We start from the raw sequence: 18,445 nt of genomic DNA on the forward strand, positions 1-18,445 counted from the left end.
CGGCCGTCGGCGTCAGGGCTGTTCCCCGGCCAGCGGGAAGTGGCACAGCGCCGCGTGGGGTTGGCCGGGCCTTCCGGGGTCCCCCGCGTCCGCTCGGGAGACGGCCGGAGGTGCCAGGTCGGCGCACCGGTCCTCGGCCTGCCAGCACCGGGTGCGGAAGCGGCAGCCGGAGGGGATGTCGTACGGGGAGGGGATCTCGCCGCGCAGCCGGATCTCCGCGTCCTCGGCGGCCCGGGACGCGTCCAGTACGGGCGCGGCGGACATCAGGGCAGCGGTGTAGGGGTGCAGGGGGCGGTCGAAGACGTCCTCGGTGCGGCCGTGTTCGACGACCTTGCCGAGGTACATCACCGTCACCCGGTCGGCGACGTACCGGACCACGGACAGGTCGTGGGAGATGAACACGTAGGAGACGCCCAGCCGTTCGCGCAGCTCGGACAGGACGTTGAGCACCTGCGCCTGCACCGACAGGTCCAGGGCGGACACCGGCTCGTCGCACACGATGAGGTCGGGGTCGAGCGCCAGCGCGCGGGCTATGCCGATGCGCTGCCGCTGGCCGCCGGAGAACTCGTCGGGGTAGCGGTGGGCGTCGCTCTCCCGCAGCCCGACCAGGGAGAGCAGTTCACGGACCCGGCGTTCCCTGGCCTGTGCCGTGGGCACGACGTCCCGGTGCGTGCGCCACGGTTCACCGATGAGGTCGGCGGCGGACATCCGGGCGTTGAGCGAGGCGAACGGGTCCTGGAACACCATCTGCACCCGGCGCCGCCAGGCCAGCAGTGCCTTGCCCCGCAGGGTGAACGGGTCGGTTCCGTCGAAGCGCACGGTGCCCGCGTCGGGCCGCTCCAGCCCGAGCAGGACGCGGGCCAGGGTCGACTTGCCACAGCCGGACTCGCCGACGAGCCCGAGGGTCTCGCCGCGGCGCAGCCGCAGGTCGACGCCGTCCAGGGCGGTCAGACGCCGCCGGCCGTGGCCGAACGTCTTGGTCACGCCGGAGACCTCGAGCAACGGCGGGGCGTCGGCCCGGCCGTCGAAACGGTGGCCCGGCACGGAGGTCCCGGTCGCGGAGGTCTCGGTCGCGGGGTTCTCAGACACGGTGGAGTTCCTCCGAGAAGTGGCAGGCTGCGGAACGGGAGGCTCCTACGGACCGCAGAGGAGGACGCTCCCGCACACAGCGTTCCCGTACGAGGGGGCAGCGGTCCTGGAACACGCATCCGGACGGCACCGCGCTGAGATCCGGCGGGCTGCCCGGTACCGCGGGCAGCGGACGGCCCCGGACGGCGTCCTCCGGAACGGAGTCGAGCAGCCCTTTGGTGTACGGGTGGCGGGGGTGGGAGAAGACCTCCCGTACCGTTCCGTTCTCCACCACGGTGCCCGCGTACATGACCACGACATCGTCCGCCCGCTGGGCGACCACCGCCAGGTCATGCGTGATCAGGACGACCGCCATGTCCCGCTCCGTCTGCAGGTCCCGCAGCAGCCGCATGATCTGCGCCTGCACCGTGACATCGAGCGCGGTGGTGGGCTCGTCGGCGATCAGGACGTCAGGGTCGAGCGCGACGGCCATCGCGATCAGCAGCCTCTGCCGCATGCCGCCGGAGAACTGGTGCGGGTACGCGCGGGCCCGCAACCGCGGCTCGGGAATACCGACGCGGGTCATCAGCCGGACCGCTTCCTCCTCGGCCCTGCGCCGGGAGAACCCGCGGTGGATACGGAACGGTTCCCCGAGCTGCCGGCCGACCGGCTGCACGGGGTTGAGGGCGGTCAGCGCGTCCTGGAAGACGATGGACAGCGCGGGGCCGGCGAGCTTCCTGCGCTCCGCCCGGCTCAGCCGCAGTGTGTCGGTGCCGCCCACGCGGACGGCACCGCCGGTCACCTCGGCCACCGGGTCGAGCAGGCCCACGACGGACAGCGCGGTCATCGACTTCCCGCAGCCCGACTCGCCCAGCAGGGCGAGGGTCCGGCCCCGGTGCACGCCGAAGCTGACGCCGTCCACCGCGCGTACCGTGCCGGAGGGGGTACGCAGGTCGACGCACAGGCCCTCGACATCCAGCGCGGGGCGGTCGGGATCGCAGGGTGAGTGCTTCACTGCATCATCTCCGTGGGAACGGCCGTGGCGCCGCGGCGCTTCCTGGGCAGCGTCAGACGCCAGCGCTGGGCCGGGTCCGTGGCCAGGCGTGCCCAGGCGGCGAGCACGGTGGCGGACACCGTGGTCAGGACGATCGCGACGCCGGGCAGCACGGCGATCCACCACGCCGTCCCGAGGTACTGACGGCCTTGAGCCACCATCAGGCCCCAGCTGACGTCGGGCGGCTGGATGCCGATGCCCAGGAAGCTCAGTGATGACTCGGTCAGCATCACGAGGCAGAAGTCGAGGGTGGCCACCGTCAGCAGCGTCGGCAGCACGACGGGCAGGACATGCCAGTAGATGATCTTCCGGCTCGGTGTGCCGAAGGTCCGCGCCGCGTCGACGAACAGCCGGCTCCTCAGCTCGGCCGACTCGGCGCGGGCGGTGCGCAGGTAGACGGGGACCCGCGTCACCGCGAGGATCAGCACGATGTTCATCGCGCTGGGCGCGAAGACGTACAGCACGACGACCGCGATCAGCAGGGAGGGGAAGCTGAGGATGATGTCGGCCACCCGCATCGTGACGCTCTCCCGCACGCCACCGTGGTACCCGGCCCACAGTCCCAGCGCGGAGCCGATCACCAGCGAGCACAGCACCGCCGGCACCGCGACGGACAGCGTCGTACCGGCGGCGTCCACCAGCCGGGCGAGCACGCTGCGTCCCAGCACGTCCGTGCCGAGCAGCCCGTGGACGCCGTGGTCGAGGGAGGGCGGGCGCAGCGAGGCACGCAGGTCCTGCCGTTGTGCCCGGTCCCCGATGAACAGGCGGCCGGACAGCGCGACGAGGACGACCAGGGTGAGGACCGCGGCCGCGACGGCGGCGAGCCGGTCCCGGCCGAGCAGCAGCCACCAGCGGGGCGGACGAGGGGCGGGTGGGGTGTCCGAGGCCGAGGGCGGCTCGATCCGGTCGGTCATCGTGGCTCCTTCCCTCATGCCGGCACCGCCTGGCGTACCCGGGGGTCGAGCAGCGCGTGGCAGACGTCGACGAGGATGTTCAGCGCGAAGATCGTCACCGCGGTCAGCAGCACGGCTGCCTGCAGCACCGCGAAGTCGCGCTGGAGGATGGAATCGATCATGAGCTTGCCGATCCCGGGCCAGCCGAAGATCGTCTCCACGATCACCGCGCCGTTGACCAGAGCCACGGTGAGGTCCCCCGCGACGGTCAGGACCGGGGTGACGGCGTTGCGCAGCGCGTGGCCGAAGACGACTCGCCGGGCATCGGCGCCCTTACTGCGGGCGAGCTTGACGTAGGGGGCGGACAGCGCGCCGACCATGCTGCCGCGGACCACTTGCACCAGCACACCGAACGGGCGGATCAACAGGGTGGCGACGGGCAGGATCCACACCTCCGGGCCGCCCAGCGTGCCGGACGTCGGCAGCAGGTCCAGGCTCACACCGAAGACCAGCACTCCCACGATCGCGAACCAGAAGTCCGGGATGCTCGCCGCGGTCATCGACAGCAGGCCCGCGATCCGGTCGATCGCCGAGCCCGGCCGGTAGGCGGCGAGGCTGCCGACCAGCAACGCGCCGCTGATCGCCAGGAGCATGGTGACACCGGCGAGTTGGAGGGTGACGGGAAAAGCGTCCAGCACCATGGTGGCGGCCGGCTGTCCGGTGCGCAGGGAGGTTCCGAAGTCGAGCTGTACGGCACCGGTGAGGTAGTGCCACAGCTGTACCGGCACGGAGTCGTCGAAGCCCTGGGCGGCGGAGAAGTCCGCCCGCTGCTCGGGGGTGGCGCTCAGCGGAAGGTAGAGATCGACCGGGTTGCCGGTCATACGGGCCAGGAAGAACACACCCAGCACCACGCACAGGAGCGGGATCGCGCTGGATACGACGCGCTTGCGCAGGAACGGGACCATGTCAGTGCCGCACCTCCTTCGCCGCCCTCGCTGGTTCCGCCGCCTTCGCCGCGTCCGCGGCCTTCGCGGGGGTGACGTCGGCCAGCCGCATCTCGTCTCCGGTGGCGGAGTTCGGCCGGTACCGTACGGACGGTGACAGGCCGAGCAGTCCGCGCATGTGGGCCAGGTAGGCGTACTGCGCCACCGACGCGTTCTGGTGGGCGAGCAGGCCGGCGAAGGCCCTCTGGCGCGCCGCACCGGACAGGCCGCCCGCGGCGGCGATGCGCCGGTCGAGTTCCGCCGTGCCGAAGGTGGACTGCGGGCCGTCGCTCAGCAGATACTGGCTGGTGGTGAACGCCGCGTCACCGGCCTGGTTCCCATGCATGATCAGCAGGGCGATCGGCCCGACGCCGCGCGGCAGCGGCCGCAGCTGGTACTGGAGTTGGGTGGCGGTGTCGGCCATGCGGACCTTCACCTTCAGCCCGATCCGGCCCAACTCGTACTGCAGGGCCTCGGCCGTCTCCGCGATTCCGGCGAACTGGCCGTTGCGTGCGACCAATGTGATCTCCCGGCCGGTCGGCACGCCGTCGGCCGCCGCCTCCTCGACCAGCGCGCGGGCGGCGTCCACGTCGTACCGGGTGGGTTCGAGCGCGTCGTTGTGGCCCACCACGCCGGGCGGGACCAACTGGGCCGCCGGCTCGGCCAGTCCGCCCAGCAGGGCGTCGGCGATGCCCTCCCGGTCGACGGCCATGCCGATCGCCCGGCGCACCCGCAGGTCGTCCAGCGGCGCCTCGCGTCCGTCCAGCCGCAGGGCGGTCGTCTCGTTGTTGGGGTAGTCGACGGTGGTCTTCTTCTCCGCGTCCATCGGGTCCAGCGACATCGCGATGTCGGCCTCGCCCTTGTCGATCATGGCGGCGCGAACGCTCGCGTCACCGCGCCAGACGTAGCGGGCCCGGGGGTAGGCGGGGGCCTCGCCCCAGTACTCCTCGTTGCGGGTCAGGGAGATCGCGGAGCCCGCCTGCCAGGACCGCACGGCGTAGGGGCCGGTGCCGACCGGTATGCGCACCTTGGCCTCGGTGTCGGTGGTGCGCGGCACGATCTCGACGAAGCTCAGCCGCAGCGGGAGGATGGGATCGGGCTTCTCGGTGGTGACGGTCAGCCGGGTCGGGCCGTCCACGCGTACGTCCAGTCCCTCGTCGCCGAAGACGTATCCGTCCACGTTGCAGGCGAGGTCGGAGTTGACGGCTCGGTCGATGGAGAAGGCGGCGTCCTGCGCGTCGAACCGGTCGCCGTTCTGGAACGTCACCCCCGGGCGGATGTCGAAGGTCCAGGTCGTGGGCCGCGTCTGGGTCCAGCCGGTCGCCAGCAACGGCCGCAACTCGCCCGAGGTGGGGTCGCGTTCGACGAGCGGTTCGGTGATGTTGGAACGGACGACGACACCGGTGGCGGTCAGGGACGACTCGCAGGGCTCCAGCGTCGGCGGTTCCTGGGTGAGCACCACGCGCAGGGTGCGGCCGTCCGCGCTGCCCGCGTCGCCGGCGCTGTCGCCGTTCGCCACGGCACACCCGCTGGACAGCAGCATCGCGCCGGAGAGGAGCAGAGTGAGCAGGGTGCGGGACCGGCCCCGGCCCGGGCGCGCATCGGAGGAAACAGAGGAAGCGGAGGAGGCGGAGGACTTCATCGTCGGCGTGTCTCCGGGAGTGCTGTTGTGGTGCGTTCCGAGTCCGCACGGCCGTTATCGCCGTCCACATACACATACTCGGTCTGCATCTGTAGACGCCGAAGCTAGACCCGGGGTGCAGCAGCGTCAAGACATGCGACGTGCGCGACGTTCCCCTGCGCTCCCCGATCCGCACTCCCTACGTCGTACGGTTGTGGCAGCGCACACGGTCCGGCAGGATGCGGCCATGCCGACCTCACCCTTCGTCCGCCGCTACCGCCCCGGGGACCGCGCTGCCGTGTTCAACGTCTGCGTGCGTACCGGGTACGAGGGGGGTGACTCCCGGGAGATCTACCCCGATCTTGAACTCCTGCCGAACATCTTCGCCGCGCCGTACCTCGAACTGGAGCCGGACCTGGCGTTCGTGCTGGACGACGGCCGGGGCGAGGCCGTCGGCTACATCGTGGGGACGGCCGACACCCCCCGGTTCACCGAGGCGTTCCGGGACGAGTGGCTGCCTCGGCTGACGGACCGGTATCCCGCTCCCACGACGCCGCCGACCACGCCCACGGAGAAGATGCTCGCGCTCATGCACACCCCGGAGCGGATGGTCGTGCCGGAGCTGGCCGACCACCCGGCGCACCTGCACGTCGACCTGCTGCCGGGACAGCAGCGCCGGGGACACGGGCGCACCCTGATGAACGCCCTGCTGGCGGCCCTGCACGCCAAGGCGGTACCCGCCGTCCACCTGTGCATGTCCACGGCCAACCGCCCGGCCCGCGCCTTCTACGACAGGGTGGGCTTCCGGGAGCTCGACGTCCCCGGCTCCGGCTCGTCCACCTACCTCGGGCGCCCCACCGAGCCCGGTCCGCTCCCGGAATGAGTCAGGTCCCCACACGGTGTCCGGGCACGAGACACCGCGCCGGGCCCGAGCGGCGCGCCGTGCGGTGCGTCGCGATCCTCGTCCGGGCCCTTACCCAGGCGTGTCCGAGGCCGTGAGCGGACGGCACCCGGCCAGGTGCGTACGGTCTCCGGGACGACACCGACGCCATGGGTGGGTGTCGTAGCACCACTCGTTTTCGACCACCACCCCAGGCCCTCGTCCCGGTGAAACCGGGCGAATCCCGGCCGGTACCGGCCAGGCGGGGTAGAGCGCAACGCCGCCGAGGTCGCACAGTGGTGACCATGCTGAACCGAGTCGCCGTCCTGTCCGACATCCACGGGGTCCTGCCGGCGTTGGAGTCCGTCCTCGCCGAACCGGACGTCGACGCCGCCGATCGCATCGTGCTCACCGGTGACATCGCGGCAGGCCCGCAACCGACGCGGGTTCTCGATCTGCTCACCGGTCTCGGCGACCGCGTCGTGTGGATCCGTGGCAACGCCGACCGCGAACTGACGGAATACCGACGGGGACTGCGCGACACGATCCCCGACCCCATCGCTCCCTGGGCGGCGGAACAACTGCGCGAGGAGCATGTGGTCCTTCTCGACTCGTTGCCGTCCTCACGTTCCCTGTCCGTCCGCGGCCTGGGAAAGGTGCTGTTCTGTCATGCCACCCCCCGCGACGACGAGGAGGTCGTCCTGGTCGACTCCCGTTCCGACCGCTGGAAGGAGGTCTTCGGTGGCCTCGATGCGGACATGCGCACCGTGGTCTGCGGCCACACCCACATGCCGTTCGTCCGCCTCGCCGAAGGCCGGCTCGTGGTCAACCCCGGGAGCGTCGGCATGCCGTACGGAAGGGCCGGAGCGCACTGGTGCCTCCTCGGACCCGGCGTCGAACTGCGCACCACGCACTTCGACATCGAGGCGGCCGTGGCTCAGGTCCGCCAGGACTCGTCCTACCCCCGAGCCGGCGAGTGGGCGGACTACTTCCTGCGCGCCCGGGCGACCGACGTGGAAGCCCTCGCGGCCTTCGCTCCGCGCGACGGGCGCGCCCACACGCCGTGAACGCCCTGTCACCGATCGGCCGGAAGATCAGTCATGAGACACCCGCTCAGCCCAGCACCCGCCCGAGGAAGCCGCGCAGGTAACCCGCGACGACGTCCAGGTGGCTCTCCAGCAGGAAGTGGCCGCCGTTGATCAGGTGCACCTCCGCGTCCTTGGCGTCGCGGGCGAAGGCTCGCGCACCGGCCGGGCCGAAGATTTCGTCGTTGCGGCCCCACACGGCGAGCACCGGGACCTCGCTGGTACGCAGGAATTCGTGCAGCCGTGGGTAGAGCGGGCGGTTGTTCTGGTAGTCGCGGAACAGCGCCAGCTGGACCTCGTCGTTGCCCTCGCGGGAGACGAGGGCGAAGTCGTGCTCCCAGGTGTCCGGGCTGACCAGGCTCGGGGCGGGCACGCCGTGCACGTACTGCCAGCGGATGGCGTCGATGCTCAGCGCGGCGCGGACGGCGGGTTCGGTGTCGGGGCCGGGGTTCGCCCCGTAGGCCCAGACGTCGGTCCAGAACGACTCGACGAAACCTTCTTCGTAGCCGTTGCCGTTCTGGGTGACGAGGGCGGAGATCCGTTCGGGGTGCCGGAGCGCGAGGCGCCAGCCGATGGGGGCTCCGTAGTCCTGGACGTAGAGGGCGTAGCGGTCCAGGCCCAGTTGGTCGAGCAGTCCGGAGGTGAGTTCGGCGAGGGCGTCGAAGGTGTAGGCGAACTCCCCCACGTGGGGAGCGTCGGAGTGGCCGAAGCCGAGGTGGTCCGGCGCGATGACGTGGTAGTCGTCGGCCAGCAGCGGGATGAGCTCGCGGAACATGAACGAGCTGGTCGGGTAGCCGTGCAGCAGGACGATCGCGGGGGCGTCGGCCGGGCCGGCTTCCCGGTAGAAGATCTCGTAGCCGTCGACGGTGGCGGTCCGGTGGTGCACCGAGCTCATTTCTAACCCCTTTGGATGTCCGATCCGGTTAGTTCACCGTCAGGCAAGCACGGAATGGGCTAACCTGTCAAATGATTCGATCCGGTTAGATGGAGAGTGTTGCCCGATGGACACGCTGCTGGACCTGCTCAACAGCAGGCCGCTGGTCAACGGCGAGGAGCAGGACGCGCTCGGCGACCCGGCCGGAGGCATACGCTGGGCACGGGAGCACGGCGGCGAAGGCAGCCTCGCGGAACTGGCGCTGCTGCGCGACACACGAGACATCCTGCGGGACGTGGTGCGCGGAGAGAGCTCGCCCACCGCGTTGAGCCCGCTGCTCGAAGGGGTCCACCAGATCCCGGAGATCACTTCCGACGGTCTTCAGTGGACAGTCAAAGCTCCCCCGCACGCCCGGCTGGCCGTCGAGGTGATCCTCGCCTGGGCCGCCACCGAGAAGCACACGCCCGGGCGGCTACGCCCCTGCGCCAACGACGAATGCCAGTTGTTCCTGCTCGACCGCAGCCGCGCCAACCGCGCCCGCTGGTGCTCGATGGCTGTCTGCGGCAACCGCGAGAAAGCACGCCGCCACTACGAACGCACCCGCTGAGCTCGTTCTGGGGCCGACCGCGCCGAACCGCGCGGGAACGCCGATGTGCCGCGGCTGCGGGCAGGTGCCGGCCGGGCCGCCTCAGCGCTCAACGCATGCCGGCGGCGTCGAGGAGGGTGGCCACAGCGGGCCGGAGAAGTCCGGCCGAGGTCTCGGCCCGAATTCCGAAGCGGGCGCTCGCACCGTCGAAGACAAGAATCAACTGTCGGGTCGGCAGGCCGGGAGCGCCGGCCCCGCCGCGTTCCGCCTCCGCGTGGTAGACGGACTGCGGCTCGCCCTTGACCCGTTGCGCGATCCGGCTCGCGGGATGGTCCGGATCCTTGACCTCGACCTGGACAGCGAGGTACGGGCAGACAGCGAGGTACGGGCAGCATCGGTACGTCGCCGCGACCGCCTGCGTCCCCATCTGCGCAGGCAGGGCTACCGCTCCCGCGTCGAAGCGCGAGAGGAGACGTCACCGAGAACCCTACCGAGCGTCATGACCTGCCCTTTCGGAGAGATGACGTCAGAGATTCACACAACGCGCTCGCGATGAGCAAACGCGTGCGGAGGTCCCGGTACGGCAACGAGCGGCAGGTACCGGGGGTTGTCGCGGTCAGGCGGCCGAGAAGCTGTCCACGCCGAGGCGGGCGCCCGGGCGGGAGCCGTCCGGGGCGGCGTCTCCCCAGGGCCCACGCCCCGTGCCGGGCCCCGGCCGTCGGCGGGCCCTCACGGCCCAGCCCCTCGGCAGTACAAGCCCCGCGTCCGTTTCGTTCATAAAGAACCTCCGGCGACGGTGCGCGCCACACCGCCGCCGCTCCCCCTTCACACCGCCGGTGAACCCACACGCGACCTGCGGGGTTTACCCGTCCTTGACTCGTGAACGCCCGTGCCACGAACGATGATTCGGATTTAAATATGTTGATACCGTGATTTCCCGGGGTGCCACCCACCCCGCGAACCGCATCACAGCAAGGAACAACGAGCAGCAATGAAGAGCGACCCTCCTGAAGCGAAGGACTCCGGCCCGTCATCCTCCGCCTCCCCGGCCACCCGCTGGAACAGTGCGGACGGCTCCTGGGAGACCACGTCCCGCGGGCGCGCCGTACTCACCGATCCGCGCCTGAACAAGGGAACCGCGTTCACTCGTGAAGAGCGCCGCGACCTCGGGCTGACCGGCCTGATCCCCGCCCAGGTGATGACTCTGGAGCAGCAGGTGACCCGCGCGTACGCCCAGTACCGGGCGAAGGCGACGGACCTGGACAAGAACGTGTACCTCCGGTCCCTGCAGGACCGTAACGAGGTGCTGTTCTACCGGCTGCTCGGGCAGTACCTCAGCGAGATGCTCCCGATCGTCTACACCCCCACCGTCGGTACCGCGATCGAGCGCTACAGCCATGAGTACCGGCGCTCTCGCGGCATCTACCTCTCCGTGGACGCCCCCGAGGACATCGAGCCGGCACTGCGCGCCGCCGGGCTCGGCCCGGGTGATGTGGACCTGCTCGTCGCCACGGACGGCGAGGCCATCCTCGGCATCGGCGACTGGGGCGTCGGCGGCATGGACATCTGCGTCGGGAAGCTCGCCGTGTACACCGCCGCGGCCGGTATCGACCCCGCCCGCGCGCTTCCGGTCGTTCTCGACGTCGGCACGAACCGCCGGGAACTGCTCGACGACCCGCTCTACCTCGGCAACCGCCATCCGCGCGTGGACCGTGAGACGTACGACGCCTTCGTCGCCGAGTACGTCGCCGCCGCCGGCCGGGTCTTCCCCGAAGCTCTGCTGCACTGGGAGGACTTCGGCTCCGCGAACGCGCGGCGCATCATCGACACGTACGGCGACAAGGCCCTCACCTTCAACGACGACATCCAGGGCACCGGCGCGGTGAACCTGGCCGCCGTCCTGTCCGGCGCCCGGGTCACCGGCGCGCCGCTGCGCGACCACCGCGTCGTGATCTTCGGCGCCGGGTCGGCCGGGCTCGGCATCGCCGACCAGCTGCGGGACGCGCTGGTGGCCGACGGCCTTTCGCCGGACGAGGCATCGGACCGGTTCTGGTGCGTCGACCGGTACGGTCTGCTCACCGACGCCGACACGAGCCTGGACGGACACCGGCTGCGCTACGCCCGCCGCGCCGACGAGGTCGCCGGCTGGGACCGCGACGAGCGGGTCGGCGGCATCGGCCTCGCCGAGGTGGTCCGCCGTGCCCGGCCGACCATCCTGATCGGCACCTCGGGCCAGGGCGGTGCCTTCACCGAGGAGATCGTGCGCGAGATGGCCGCGCACACCGAACGGCCGGTCGTCCTTCCGATGTCGAACCCGACGCCGCTGGCCGAGGCCACGCCGCAGGACCTGATCGAGTGGACCGACGGGCGCGCGCTGGTCGCCACCGGCAGCCCGTTCGCCCCGGTGACCCATGGCGCCGTGACCCATGTCATCGGTCAGGCCAACAACGCCCTGGTCTTCCCCGGGCTCGGCCTGGGCGCCGTCGTGGCCCGCGCCGACCGGATCACCGAGGGCATGCTCCTCGCCGCGGCACGGCAGATCGCCGCCATGGTCGACCCCACGACCCCCGGCGCACCGATCCTCCCTCTCGTGGACCGGCTGCGGGACACATCCGCCGCCGTCGCCGTGGCCGTGGCCCGCGCGGCCGAGCGTGACGGTGTCGCCCGCGCGACTCTTGACGACGATCTCGACACGGCGGTGCGAGCCGCCATGTGGAGCCCGGACTACCGACCCGTGAAGTCGGTCTGATGTCCGCGCCGGTGAAACAAGGGACAAGACTGTGAGCTTCTCTCATATCTTCACGATCGTCGTGCCCGTCTTCCTCGTGATCGCACTCGGTTACGGGGCGGGCCGCGGGCAGTCGTTCGCCGGGGAGCGCGGCGGTGCGCTCACGGTGCTCACGATGCAGTTCGCCCTTCCGGCGTCGCTGTTCCTGAGCATCATGAACACCCCGCGCCACACCCTGCTCAGCCAGGGGCCGCTCGTCGGCATGCTCGCCCTCGGGCTGCTCGGCCTGTACGCCCTCATCCTCCTGGGGCTGCGGACGATCGGCCGGCTGCCGCTCGACCGGGCGGCGATCGTGGCGCTGGCCTCGGTCCAGCCGCAGTACGCCTTCATGGGTGTGACGATCCTCGGCAACCTCTTCGGGGGCGCGACCGCGGCGATCCCGATCGCCATCGCGGGCATCCTGGTGAATGTCGTCCTCGACCCCGCGGTGCTGATCCTGATCAGTTGGGACCGGGGCGGGGACAAGGCCAGGACCGCCGCCGTTCCCCGGCCCCGGGTGGCGGCGCACGCGCCCGGGCCCGTACCCGCCGCGGCGGGCGCCCCGGCCGGATCCGGCGCGGGCGGCGGGTTCGGCCCGCCGGACATCGCGGGCCCGGACGCAACGGACCCCGACGCCGCCGAGATGCCGCACGGCCCGGACACCGGCCCGGCCGGCGCGGGGGCGCGGGGGCCCACCTGGCTACGGATGGTGCAGCCGCTGCGCAAGCCCTTCGCCTGGGCCCCGCTGCTCGGCCTGGTCTTCGCGCTGGTCGGGATCCACCCGCCCGAGATGGTGGACAGCTCGCTCACACTGGTGGGACAGGCCGCCTCGGGCGTGGCGCTGCTGTCGGTGGGTGTGACGCTGGCCCGGGTCGGCCGGCCGCAGCTCAGTGCCGGCGCGTTCGCCGTCGCGCTGTGCAGTGTGGTGGTGCTGCCGCTGAGCACCTACGGGATAGGGCTGCTGCTGACCTCGCAGCAGGTCGCGGCGCAGGCCGCGCTGATCGTGGCGTTCCCCGTCTCCCCCGTGCCGATGATGCTCGCCTCGCAGCACGTCAAGAGCGAGGAACACCGCATCGCCTCGGCGGTGATCATCAGCATCGTGCTGGCGTTCGTCACGCTGCCGCTGATGATCAACCTCACCAACTGACCGGGAGCGACTCGACCCCGGCGGGGACGGTGCGGAGGGCGAGCCGGATGACCGGCTCGCCCTCTTCGGCGTACGTGTCCGCCGGTCACCGGGCACGGTGCGCGATGTGCTGGTACACCTCACGGAACGGACGGTGTTCCCCGCCCCGGGAGGTGATGCCCGTGCCCGGCCGTTCCCGTGTCGTCGTGGCCCCCGGCGGCCTGCGGCGGGAGCCCTTGCAGCGGCTGTTGTTCGGCTGTGTGTACGGGACGGTGCTGGCCAGTGTGCTGGCGGCGGCGCTCGGTCACAACGGCGGTGCGCCGGACCCGGGCTACGACGCGGTGTGGGTGCTGCTGGCCGCGCTGGCGGCGGCCACGGCACACGGCTACGCCCACGCCATCGCGCACCGGACCCACCTCGCCGGACCGGCCACCGCGGGCACCTTGTGGTCGATGCTGACCGAATGGCCGATCGTCGCCGCCTGTGTGCCGACGGTGGCTGCGCTGCTCGGAGCGCGGGCCGGGTGGTGGTCCGAGGACGACGCGATCGAGTTCGCCCTGGTCCTCAACACGGTGGCGCTGTTCGGCTGGGGGTACTGGGCCGCGCGGGTGGCCGGGCGCGGCCGTCCGGAGGCCTGTCGGGCCGGGGCCGTGGACATGCTGTTCGGGCTGTTCATCGTGGCGGCGAACGTCCTGAGCAAGTAGACGGGAGGGCGTGACCCGGCTCCGGTCCGCCGAACCGTCGGCGTCGAACCGTCGGCGTCGAACCGTCGGCGTCGAACGGCCGGTCCCGTCGGGCCAGGTACGTCCGGGGCCGGTCCGTCGGATCCGGTGACACCGTCAGCCGTCGTCGCGGTCACCGTGCGTGTGGTGGTGGACCCATGGGTGCCGTACCCGGATCCATACGTCCCTGGCCCGTCGGCCGGCCTCGGTGCGGCTGCGGGCCACCAGTTCCTGGGCCTGTTCCTCGCTCTCCACCATCGGCCCCGAGCCCCTGAGCGGCTTGCCCGCCGTCTCGTGCAGGAAGAAGGTGGCGATCAGTCCGACGACACCGGCGGCCATCAGGTAGTAGGCGGGGACCATCGTGCTGCCGGTCGCCTCGACCAGGCTGGAGACCACCAGCGGAGTGGTGCCGCCGAACAGGGAGACGGAGATGTTGAAGGAGATCGACAGGGCTCCGTAGCGCAGCCGGGTGGGAAAGAGCGCGGGCAGGGTCGAGGCGGACGTCCCGGCGAAGCACACCAGCAGCAGGCCGAGGATCAGACAGCCGAGGGCGGGCAGCAGGATGCCGCCGGCCCTGATGAGCAGGATCGCGGGCGCGGCCAGCGCGATCAGTGCGAGGCTGCCCGCCATGAAAACGGGCCGCCGGCCCCAGCGGTCGGAGGTCCGGCCCACGGTGGTGATGGTGAGCACCACCACGATCATGGTGCCCAGGACCAGCAGCTGGGCGGTGAGGGCATCCTCGCCGAGGGTCTCGGTCATGAACGTGGGCAGGTAGGAGGTCACCATGTAATTGGTGACGTTGTAGAGCAGCACCAGCCCCATGCAGATCAGGACGGCTTCCCAGTGCCGGGTGAAGATCTCCTTGAGCCGTCCCTTGCCGGACTGCCGGGCCTCTTCGGTGGGGTCCTCGGCGCCGGGCTGCTGCCTGGCCTCTTCCGCCTGCTCGGTCGCCTGCTGGAAGGCGGGGGTCTCCTCCAGCCGCAGTCGCATGTAGAGGCCGATGAGACCGAGCGGTCCGGCGATCAGGAAGGGCAGCCGCCAGCCCCACTGCACCATGCCGTCGTCGCCGAGGACGGCCGTCAGGACGGTGACGATGCCGGAGCCGAGCGAGTAGCCGACGAAGGTGCCGAAGTCGAGCCAGCTGCCGAGGAACCCACGGCGTTTGTCGGGGGCGTACTCGGCGATGTAGGTGGTGGCGCCCGCGTACTCACCGCCGGTGGAGAAGCCCTGGACCAGGCGGCAGGCGAGCAGCAGGAGGGGCGCGGCCAGGCCGAGCGTGGCGTATCCGGGCAGCAGCCCCACGGCGAAGGTACTGATCGCCATTATGATCATGGTGGCGGCGAGCACCCGTTTGCGGCCGATGCGGTCGCCGAGCGGGCCGAACACCAGCCCGCCCAGTGGGCGCACGAGAAAGGCCGCGGCGAAGGTGGCGAAGGTGGAGACCACCTGGGTGGCGGGCGAACTCGACGGGAAGAAGACCTTGCCGAGCGTGCCCGCCAGGTAGGCGTACACACCGAAGTCGAACCACTCCATGGTGTTGCCGAGTGCCGCCGCGGACACGGCCCTGCGCACTTCGGGACGGTCGGTGACCGTCACGTCCTCGGCGCTCAGCGGCTGTTTGCCCCGGCGCAGCAGGATACGGAGCAGTCGGTCGGTGGCGGCGCTACCGGCCCCGCCCGGCCGCCCGCCCCGCCGGGGCCGCGGCGTCTTGCGGTGTCCAGTCCTCATTCCATCCCGTCCGCAGGGCACGTTCGTGGTGACGCATTATTCCCCCGCCGGTCCCTGCCTGCGGAAACGACGGCGGGGACCGCGTGTCCCCCGCGGTCCGTCCCGCGTCTACCCGAAGGGAAATCCCCTATGCCCCGGGGCACCGGGGCTGCGGGGCTGGACGGGCGGTGTGCGGCGTCAGGACGTGGAACGGGGCCACAGTCCGGCGACCCTCTCCCCGAGCCGTACGCCGTCCCGGGCGGTCCAGTGGCGGCGCAGGACGCGCACGCCGACGCAGGTGTTGACCGTGGTGACGGCGGGGAAGGCGCCGAGGTCGGTGGTGATGAAACGGGCCAGGTCCTCCTCGTCACGGAAGACGCCGTAGTGGATGACCGACGAGGACCCCGCCACCATCGACACCTGGCGGGCGGAGGGGTGGGCGCCGAGGGTGTCGAGCAGGCCGGGAATGGCCTGCGGCAGCACGGTGAGGGAGAGCAGGGCGTTGAGGGGGAAGCCCAGCAGGGTGGGCTCGATCTCCACCCGGGGCACCAGGGCGCCGCATTCGAGGAGCGACTGCGCGGTGCGGTAGGCGGTCGAGCGGCTGACGCCCAGTTCGCGGGCGATGTCGGCGGCCGGGATCCGGCCGTTGGCGACCATCAGTTCCAGGGTGCGGCGCTCCAGCTCCGAGAGCCGGCCGGGCGAGGTCAGCCGCTCGCGGGTGACCTGGACCGCGTGCTCGCGCAGCTGTGCCGTCCGGTCCTCGGAGAGCCGGTGCAGCCGCCAGGTCTGGCCGAGCGTGTGGGCGCGCAGGACGAGCTGGGACTCGGTGGAGACGATGCCCTCGGTCGCGGGCAGGCGGTGGGTGAGCAGGTCGAAGATGTCGGTGCCGAGCAGGGGATAGACACTGCAGTAGATGTCGGCACTGCCCGTCGTCAGCAACAGGGTCTGTACCTCGGCGAGTTCGAGGAGCCGGCGGGCCACCTCCTCGGAGCGGCCGGGGGCGCAGGTGATCCAGACCTGGCGCGGGTTCTCCGTGGTGATCAGCGGCCAGTCCAGTCGGCCGACCACCCGCAGCAGCCGGTCCGCACGCAGTCGGGAGAGCCGGCGGGCGATGGTGCTCGGTGAGCTGTCCAGCACGTCGGCGAGGGCGTTGACCGGGGTCCGGGGCGCTATCTGGAGCGCGGCGACCAGGTCGAGGTCGACGTCATCGAGCAGCCGTTCTTCCGGGCGCGCCGATGTCCGCCGGGTGGTGACGGTGGGCGAGGGCATGGACCGATCCTAGACCCTCCCATCACCAAGAAGTTACACGGATGAAATCGGCGTACATCACTTCTCCATTGACACAAACAACCATGCTGACGTCTTATTGCCGATCAATACGCCGCGCTGCGGCCACCCGGCTGGTGAGGAAGGGAAACGATGTGGTGACCAAGACGACGGTGGAGACGACGGTGGAGAAGCCCACCGCGTCCGTGGCGCTGACCCTGCGGGTACTCGGGATCGTCGAGCGCGTGGGCAACCGGCTGCCGCACCCGTTCTGGCTCTTCGTGATCCTCAGCGGCGTGCTGCTGGTGCTCAGTTGGGCGCTGCACGCCCTGGGCGTCTCCGCGGCCTCTCCCGCGGACGGCGGACGAGTCGTGGTCCGGAGCCTGGTCTCCGACGCGGGTGTGACGATGATGCTCGACGGCCTCATCGACAACTACGCGACCTTCCCGCCGCTCGGTGTGGTGCTGGTCGTGATGCTCGGCGTGTCGGTCGCGGACCGGGCGGGACTGCTGACCGCGATGCTGCGGGCCGCGCTGGCGAAGGTCCCGGTCCGGGCGGTGACGTTCGTCGTCGCGTTCACCGGGATGGTGGCGCACATCGCGTCCGACGCCGCGTTCGTGGTGATGATCCCGCTGGGCGCCATCGCCTACCGCTCCGTCGGCCGCAACCCGGTACTGGGCGCGGTGGTCGCCTTCGTGTCCGTCTCGAGCGGCCACGCGGCCAGTCCGCTGGTCACGCCGTCGGACGCCACGCTGGCCGCGCTGACGACGGCGGCCGCACACACCATCGATCCCGCCTACACGGTCACCCCGGTGGCCAACTACTTCTTCTCGCTGGTCTCCTCCGTGGTCCTGGCCCTGGTGGTCACCGTGGTCGCCGAGACCCTGCTGACCCGGCGCGTGGCGATGACCGCGGGCCCCGAGGAGTTGACGGCGGCCGGCTCCGGCCCGGCCACGCCCGCCGGGGGCGGGGACCGGGTCTCGGGGCCGGCCGACGGCGCGGACCTGCCCGATCTCTCGCTCACGGGGGACGAGCGGCGCGGGCTGCGGAGCGCCGCCGCCACCGCGCTCGTGCTGCTCGCGGTCATCGCCGCCGCCGCGCTGCCCGCCGCTTCCCCGCTGCGCGGTGAGCACGGCGCCGTCATCGACTCACCCCTCGTCCACAACGTCGCCGTGTTCCTCGCACTGCTCTTCTTCACCACGGGCGTCGTCTACGGCCGGGCGGTGGGAGCGGTACAGCGCGCCCGGGACATCCCCGACATGATGGCCCGCGGGCTGCACGACCTCACCCCGGTTCTGGTGCTGTTCTTCGCGATCTCGCAGTTCCTCGCCTACTTCAAGTGGACGAAGATCGGTGAGGTCATGGCAATCAGCGGCGCGCGGCTGCTGGACTCCTCCGGGGTGCCGCTCACCTTGGTCTTCGTCGGTGTGATCGTCGTCGTCAGCGTGATGAACCTGTGTCTGACCAGCGGGTCCGCGATGTGGGCGCTGATCGGGCCCGTCTTCGTGCCCATGCTGATGCTGCTGCATGTCGCGCCCGAGACCACGTGGGCGCTCTACCGCATCGCGGACTCCTGTACCAACGCCATCACACCGATGAGCCCGTACTTCGTCCTCTGTCTCGGCTTCGTCCGCCGCTACCGGCCCACCGCCGGCATCGGCACTCTGATGTCGCTGACGCTGCCCGTGTCCCTGGCCATGCTCCTCGTGTGGACCCTGCTCTTCCTGGCCTGGTACACGGCCGGGCTGCCCTTCGGACCGGGGGCGCCCGTGCACTGACCCCCGCGCGTCGCACGGCGCCCGCCCCGCCCGGC

16 protein-coding genes and 1 pseudogene are annotated in these 18,445 nt (G+C 71.2%); 7 read left to right on the forward strand and 10 right to left on the reverse strand.

The genetic code is table 11. The features are described from left to right. Positions 1-12 precede the first annotated feature (12 nt). Genes ACU6P3_RS00170 through ACU6P3_RS00190 form a run of 5 tightly spaced genes read right to left on the reverse strand, consistent with a single transcriptional unit; the run spans position 13 to position 5,640 of the window. Positions 13-1,044, reverse strand: coding sequence for an ABC transporter ATP-binding protein (locus ACU6P3_RS00170; RefSeq protein WP_447198157.1), 1,032 nt, complete (start codon positions 1,042-1,044; stop codon positions 13-15). Positions 1,045-1,081: 37 nt separating this feature from the next. Then, positions 1,082-2,083, reverse strand: a complete 1,002-nt coding sequence (locus tag ACU6P3_RS00175) for an ABC transporter ATP-binding protein (protein WP_447195334.1) — start codon at positions 2,081-2,083, stop codon at positions 1,082-1,084. Then, the gene (locus tag ACU6P3_RS00180) at positions 2,080-3,036 is read right to left on the reverse strand and encodes an ABC transporter permease (RefSeq protein ID WP_447195335.1); all 957 of its coding nucleotides are present in this window, start codon (positions 3,034-3,036) and stop codon (positions 2,080-2,082) included. The genes ACU6P3_RS00175 and ACU6P3_RS00180 overlap by 4 nt, the downstream gene beginning before the upstream one ends. A gap of 14 nt (positions 3,037-3,050) precedes the next feature. Next, a complete protein-coding gene (locus ACU6P3_RS00185) occupies positions 3,051-3,980 on the reverse strand; it encodes an ABC transporter permease (RefSeq protein ID WP_447195336.1) in 930 nt (309 codons plus the stop codon). 1 nt (position 3,981) lies between these two features. Further along, positions 3,982-5,640 (reverse strand): ABC transporter substrate-binding protein, encoded by a 1,659-nt coding sequence (locus ACU6P3_RS00190; RefSeq protein WP_447195337.1) that lies wholly within the window; start codon positions 5,638-5,640, stop codon positions 3,982-3,984. 226 nt (positions 5,641-5,866) lie between these two features. Between ACU6P3_RS00190 and ACU6P3_RS00195 the strand changes: the two genes are divergently transcribed. Then, positions 5,867-6,502 (forward strand): GNAT family N-acetyltransferase, encoded by a 636-nt coding sequence (locus tag ACU6P3_RS00195; RefSeq protein WP_447195338.1) that lies wholly within the window; start codon positions 5,867-5,869, stop codon positions 6,500-6,502. Between the two features lie 101 nt (positions 6,503-6,603). On the opposite strand, the pseudogene ACU6P3_RS00200 reads toward ACU6P3_RS00195, so the two are convergent. Further along, positions 6,604-6,687: pseudogene (locus tag ACU6P3_RS00200) on the reverse strand (AAC(3) family N-acetyltransferase); the annotation flags it as partial. A gap of 117 nt (positions 6,688-6,804) precedes the next feature. On the opposite strand from ACU6P3_RS00200, the gene ACU6P3_RS00205 reads away from it, so the two are divergent. Continuing rightward, positions 6,805-7,566, forward strand: a complete 762-nt coding sequence (locus ACU6P3_RS00205; RefSeq protein ID WP_447195339.1) for a metallophosphoesterase family protein — start codon at positions 6,805-6,807, stop codon at positions 7,564-7,566. 46 nt (positions 7,567-7,612) lie between these two features. Here the strand turns inward: ACU6P3_RS00205 and ACU6P3_RS00210 are convergent, their stop codons facing one another. Beyond that, positions 7,613-8,479 (reverse strand): alpha/beta fold hydrolase, encoded by an 867-nt coding sequence (locus tag ACU6P3_RS00210; protein ID WP_447195340.1) that lies wholly within the window; start codon positions 8,477-8,479, stop codon positions 7,613-7,615. 106 nt (positions 8,480-8,585) lie between these two features. Between ACU6P3_RS00210 and ACU6P3_RS00215 the strand changes: the two genes are divergently transcribed. Continuing rightward, positions 8,586-9,065: a CGNR zinc finger domain-containing protein gene (locus ACU6P3_RS00215; RefSeq protein WP_447195341.1), complete on the forward strand. Its 480-nt coding sequence runs from the start codon at positions 8,586-8,588 to the stop codon at positions 9,063-9,065. 88 nt (positions 9,066-9,153) lie between these two features. Here the strand turns inward: ACU6P3_RS00215 and ACU6P3_RS00220 are convergent, their stop codons facing one another. Beyond that, the gene (locus tag ACU6P3_RS00220; RefSeq protein ID WP_447195342.1) at positions 9,154-9,471 is read right to left on the reverse strand and encodes a hypothetical protein; all 318 of its coding nucleotides are present in this window, start codon (positions 9,469-9,471) and stop codon (positions 9,154-9,156) included. Positions 9,472-10,035: 564 nt separating this feature from the next. On the opposite strand from ACU6P3_RS00220, the gene ACU6P3_RS00225 reads away from it, so the two are divergent. From ACU6P3_RS00225 to ACU6P3_RS00235, 3 genes are all read left to right on the forward strand, one after another. After that, on the forward strand, positions 10,036-11,793 hold the full coding sequence (locus ACU6P3_RS00225; protein ID WP_447195343.1) for an NAD-dependent malic enzyme: 1,758 nt from the start codon (positions 10,036-10,038) through the stop codon (positions 11,791-11,793). A 31-nt stretch (positions 11,794-11,824) separates the two neighbouring features. Continuing rightward, positions 11,825-12,958: an AEC family transporter gene (locus ACU6P3_RS00230; protein WP_447195344.1), complete on the forward strand. Its 1,134-nt coding sequence runs from the start codon at positions 11,825-11,827 to the stop codon at positions 12,956-12,958. 155 nt (positions 12,959-13,113) lie between these two features. Beyond that, the gene (locus ACU6P3_RS00235) at positions 13,114-13,641 is read left to right on the forward strand and encodes a hypothetical protein (RefSeq protein ID WP_447195345.1); all 528 of its coding nucleotides are present in this window, start codon (positions 13,114-13,116) and stop codon (positions 13,639-13,641) included. Positions 13,642-13,776: 135 nt separating this feature from the next. Here ACU6P3_RS00235 and proP read toward each other — a convergent pair whose 3' ends face one another. After that, positions 13,777-15,387 (reverse strand): glycine betaine/L-proline transporter ProP, encoded by a 1,611-nt coding sequence (gene proP, locus ACU6P3_RS00240; RefSeq protein ID WP_447195346.1) that lies wholly within the window; start codon positions 15,385-15,387, stop codon positions 13,777-13,779. Between the two features lie 177 nt (positions 15,388-15,564). Next, positions 15,565-16,635: an Lrp/AsnC family transcriptional regulator gene (locus ACU6P3_RS00245; protein WP_344280439.1), complete on the reverse strand. Its 1,071-nt coding sequence runs from the start codon at positions 16,633-16,635 to the stop codon at positions 15,565-15,567. A gap of 155 nt (positions 16,636-16,790) precedes the next feature. Between ACU6P3_RS00245 and ACU6P3_RS00250 the strand changes: the two genes are divergently transcribed. Beyond that, positions 16,791-18,410 carry an AbgT family transporter gene (locus ACU6P3_RS00250; RefSeq protein WP_447195347.1) on the forward strand — a complete coding sequence of 540 codons (1,620 nt, stop codon included), beginning with the start codon at positions 16,791-16,793 and terminating at the stop codon, positions 18,408-18,410. Positions 18,411-18,445 lie beyond the last annotated feature (35 nt).

This window comes from Streptomyces hebeiensis (assembly GCF_052983195.1).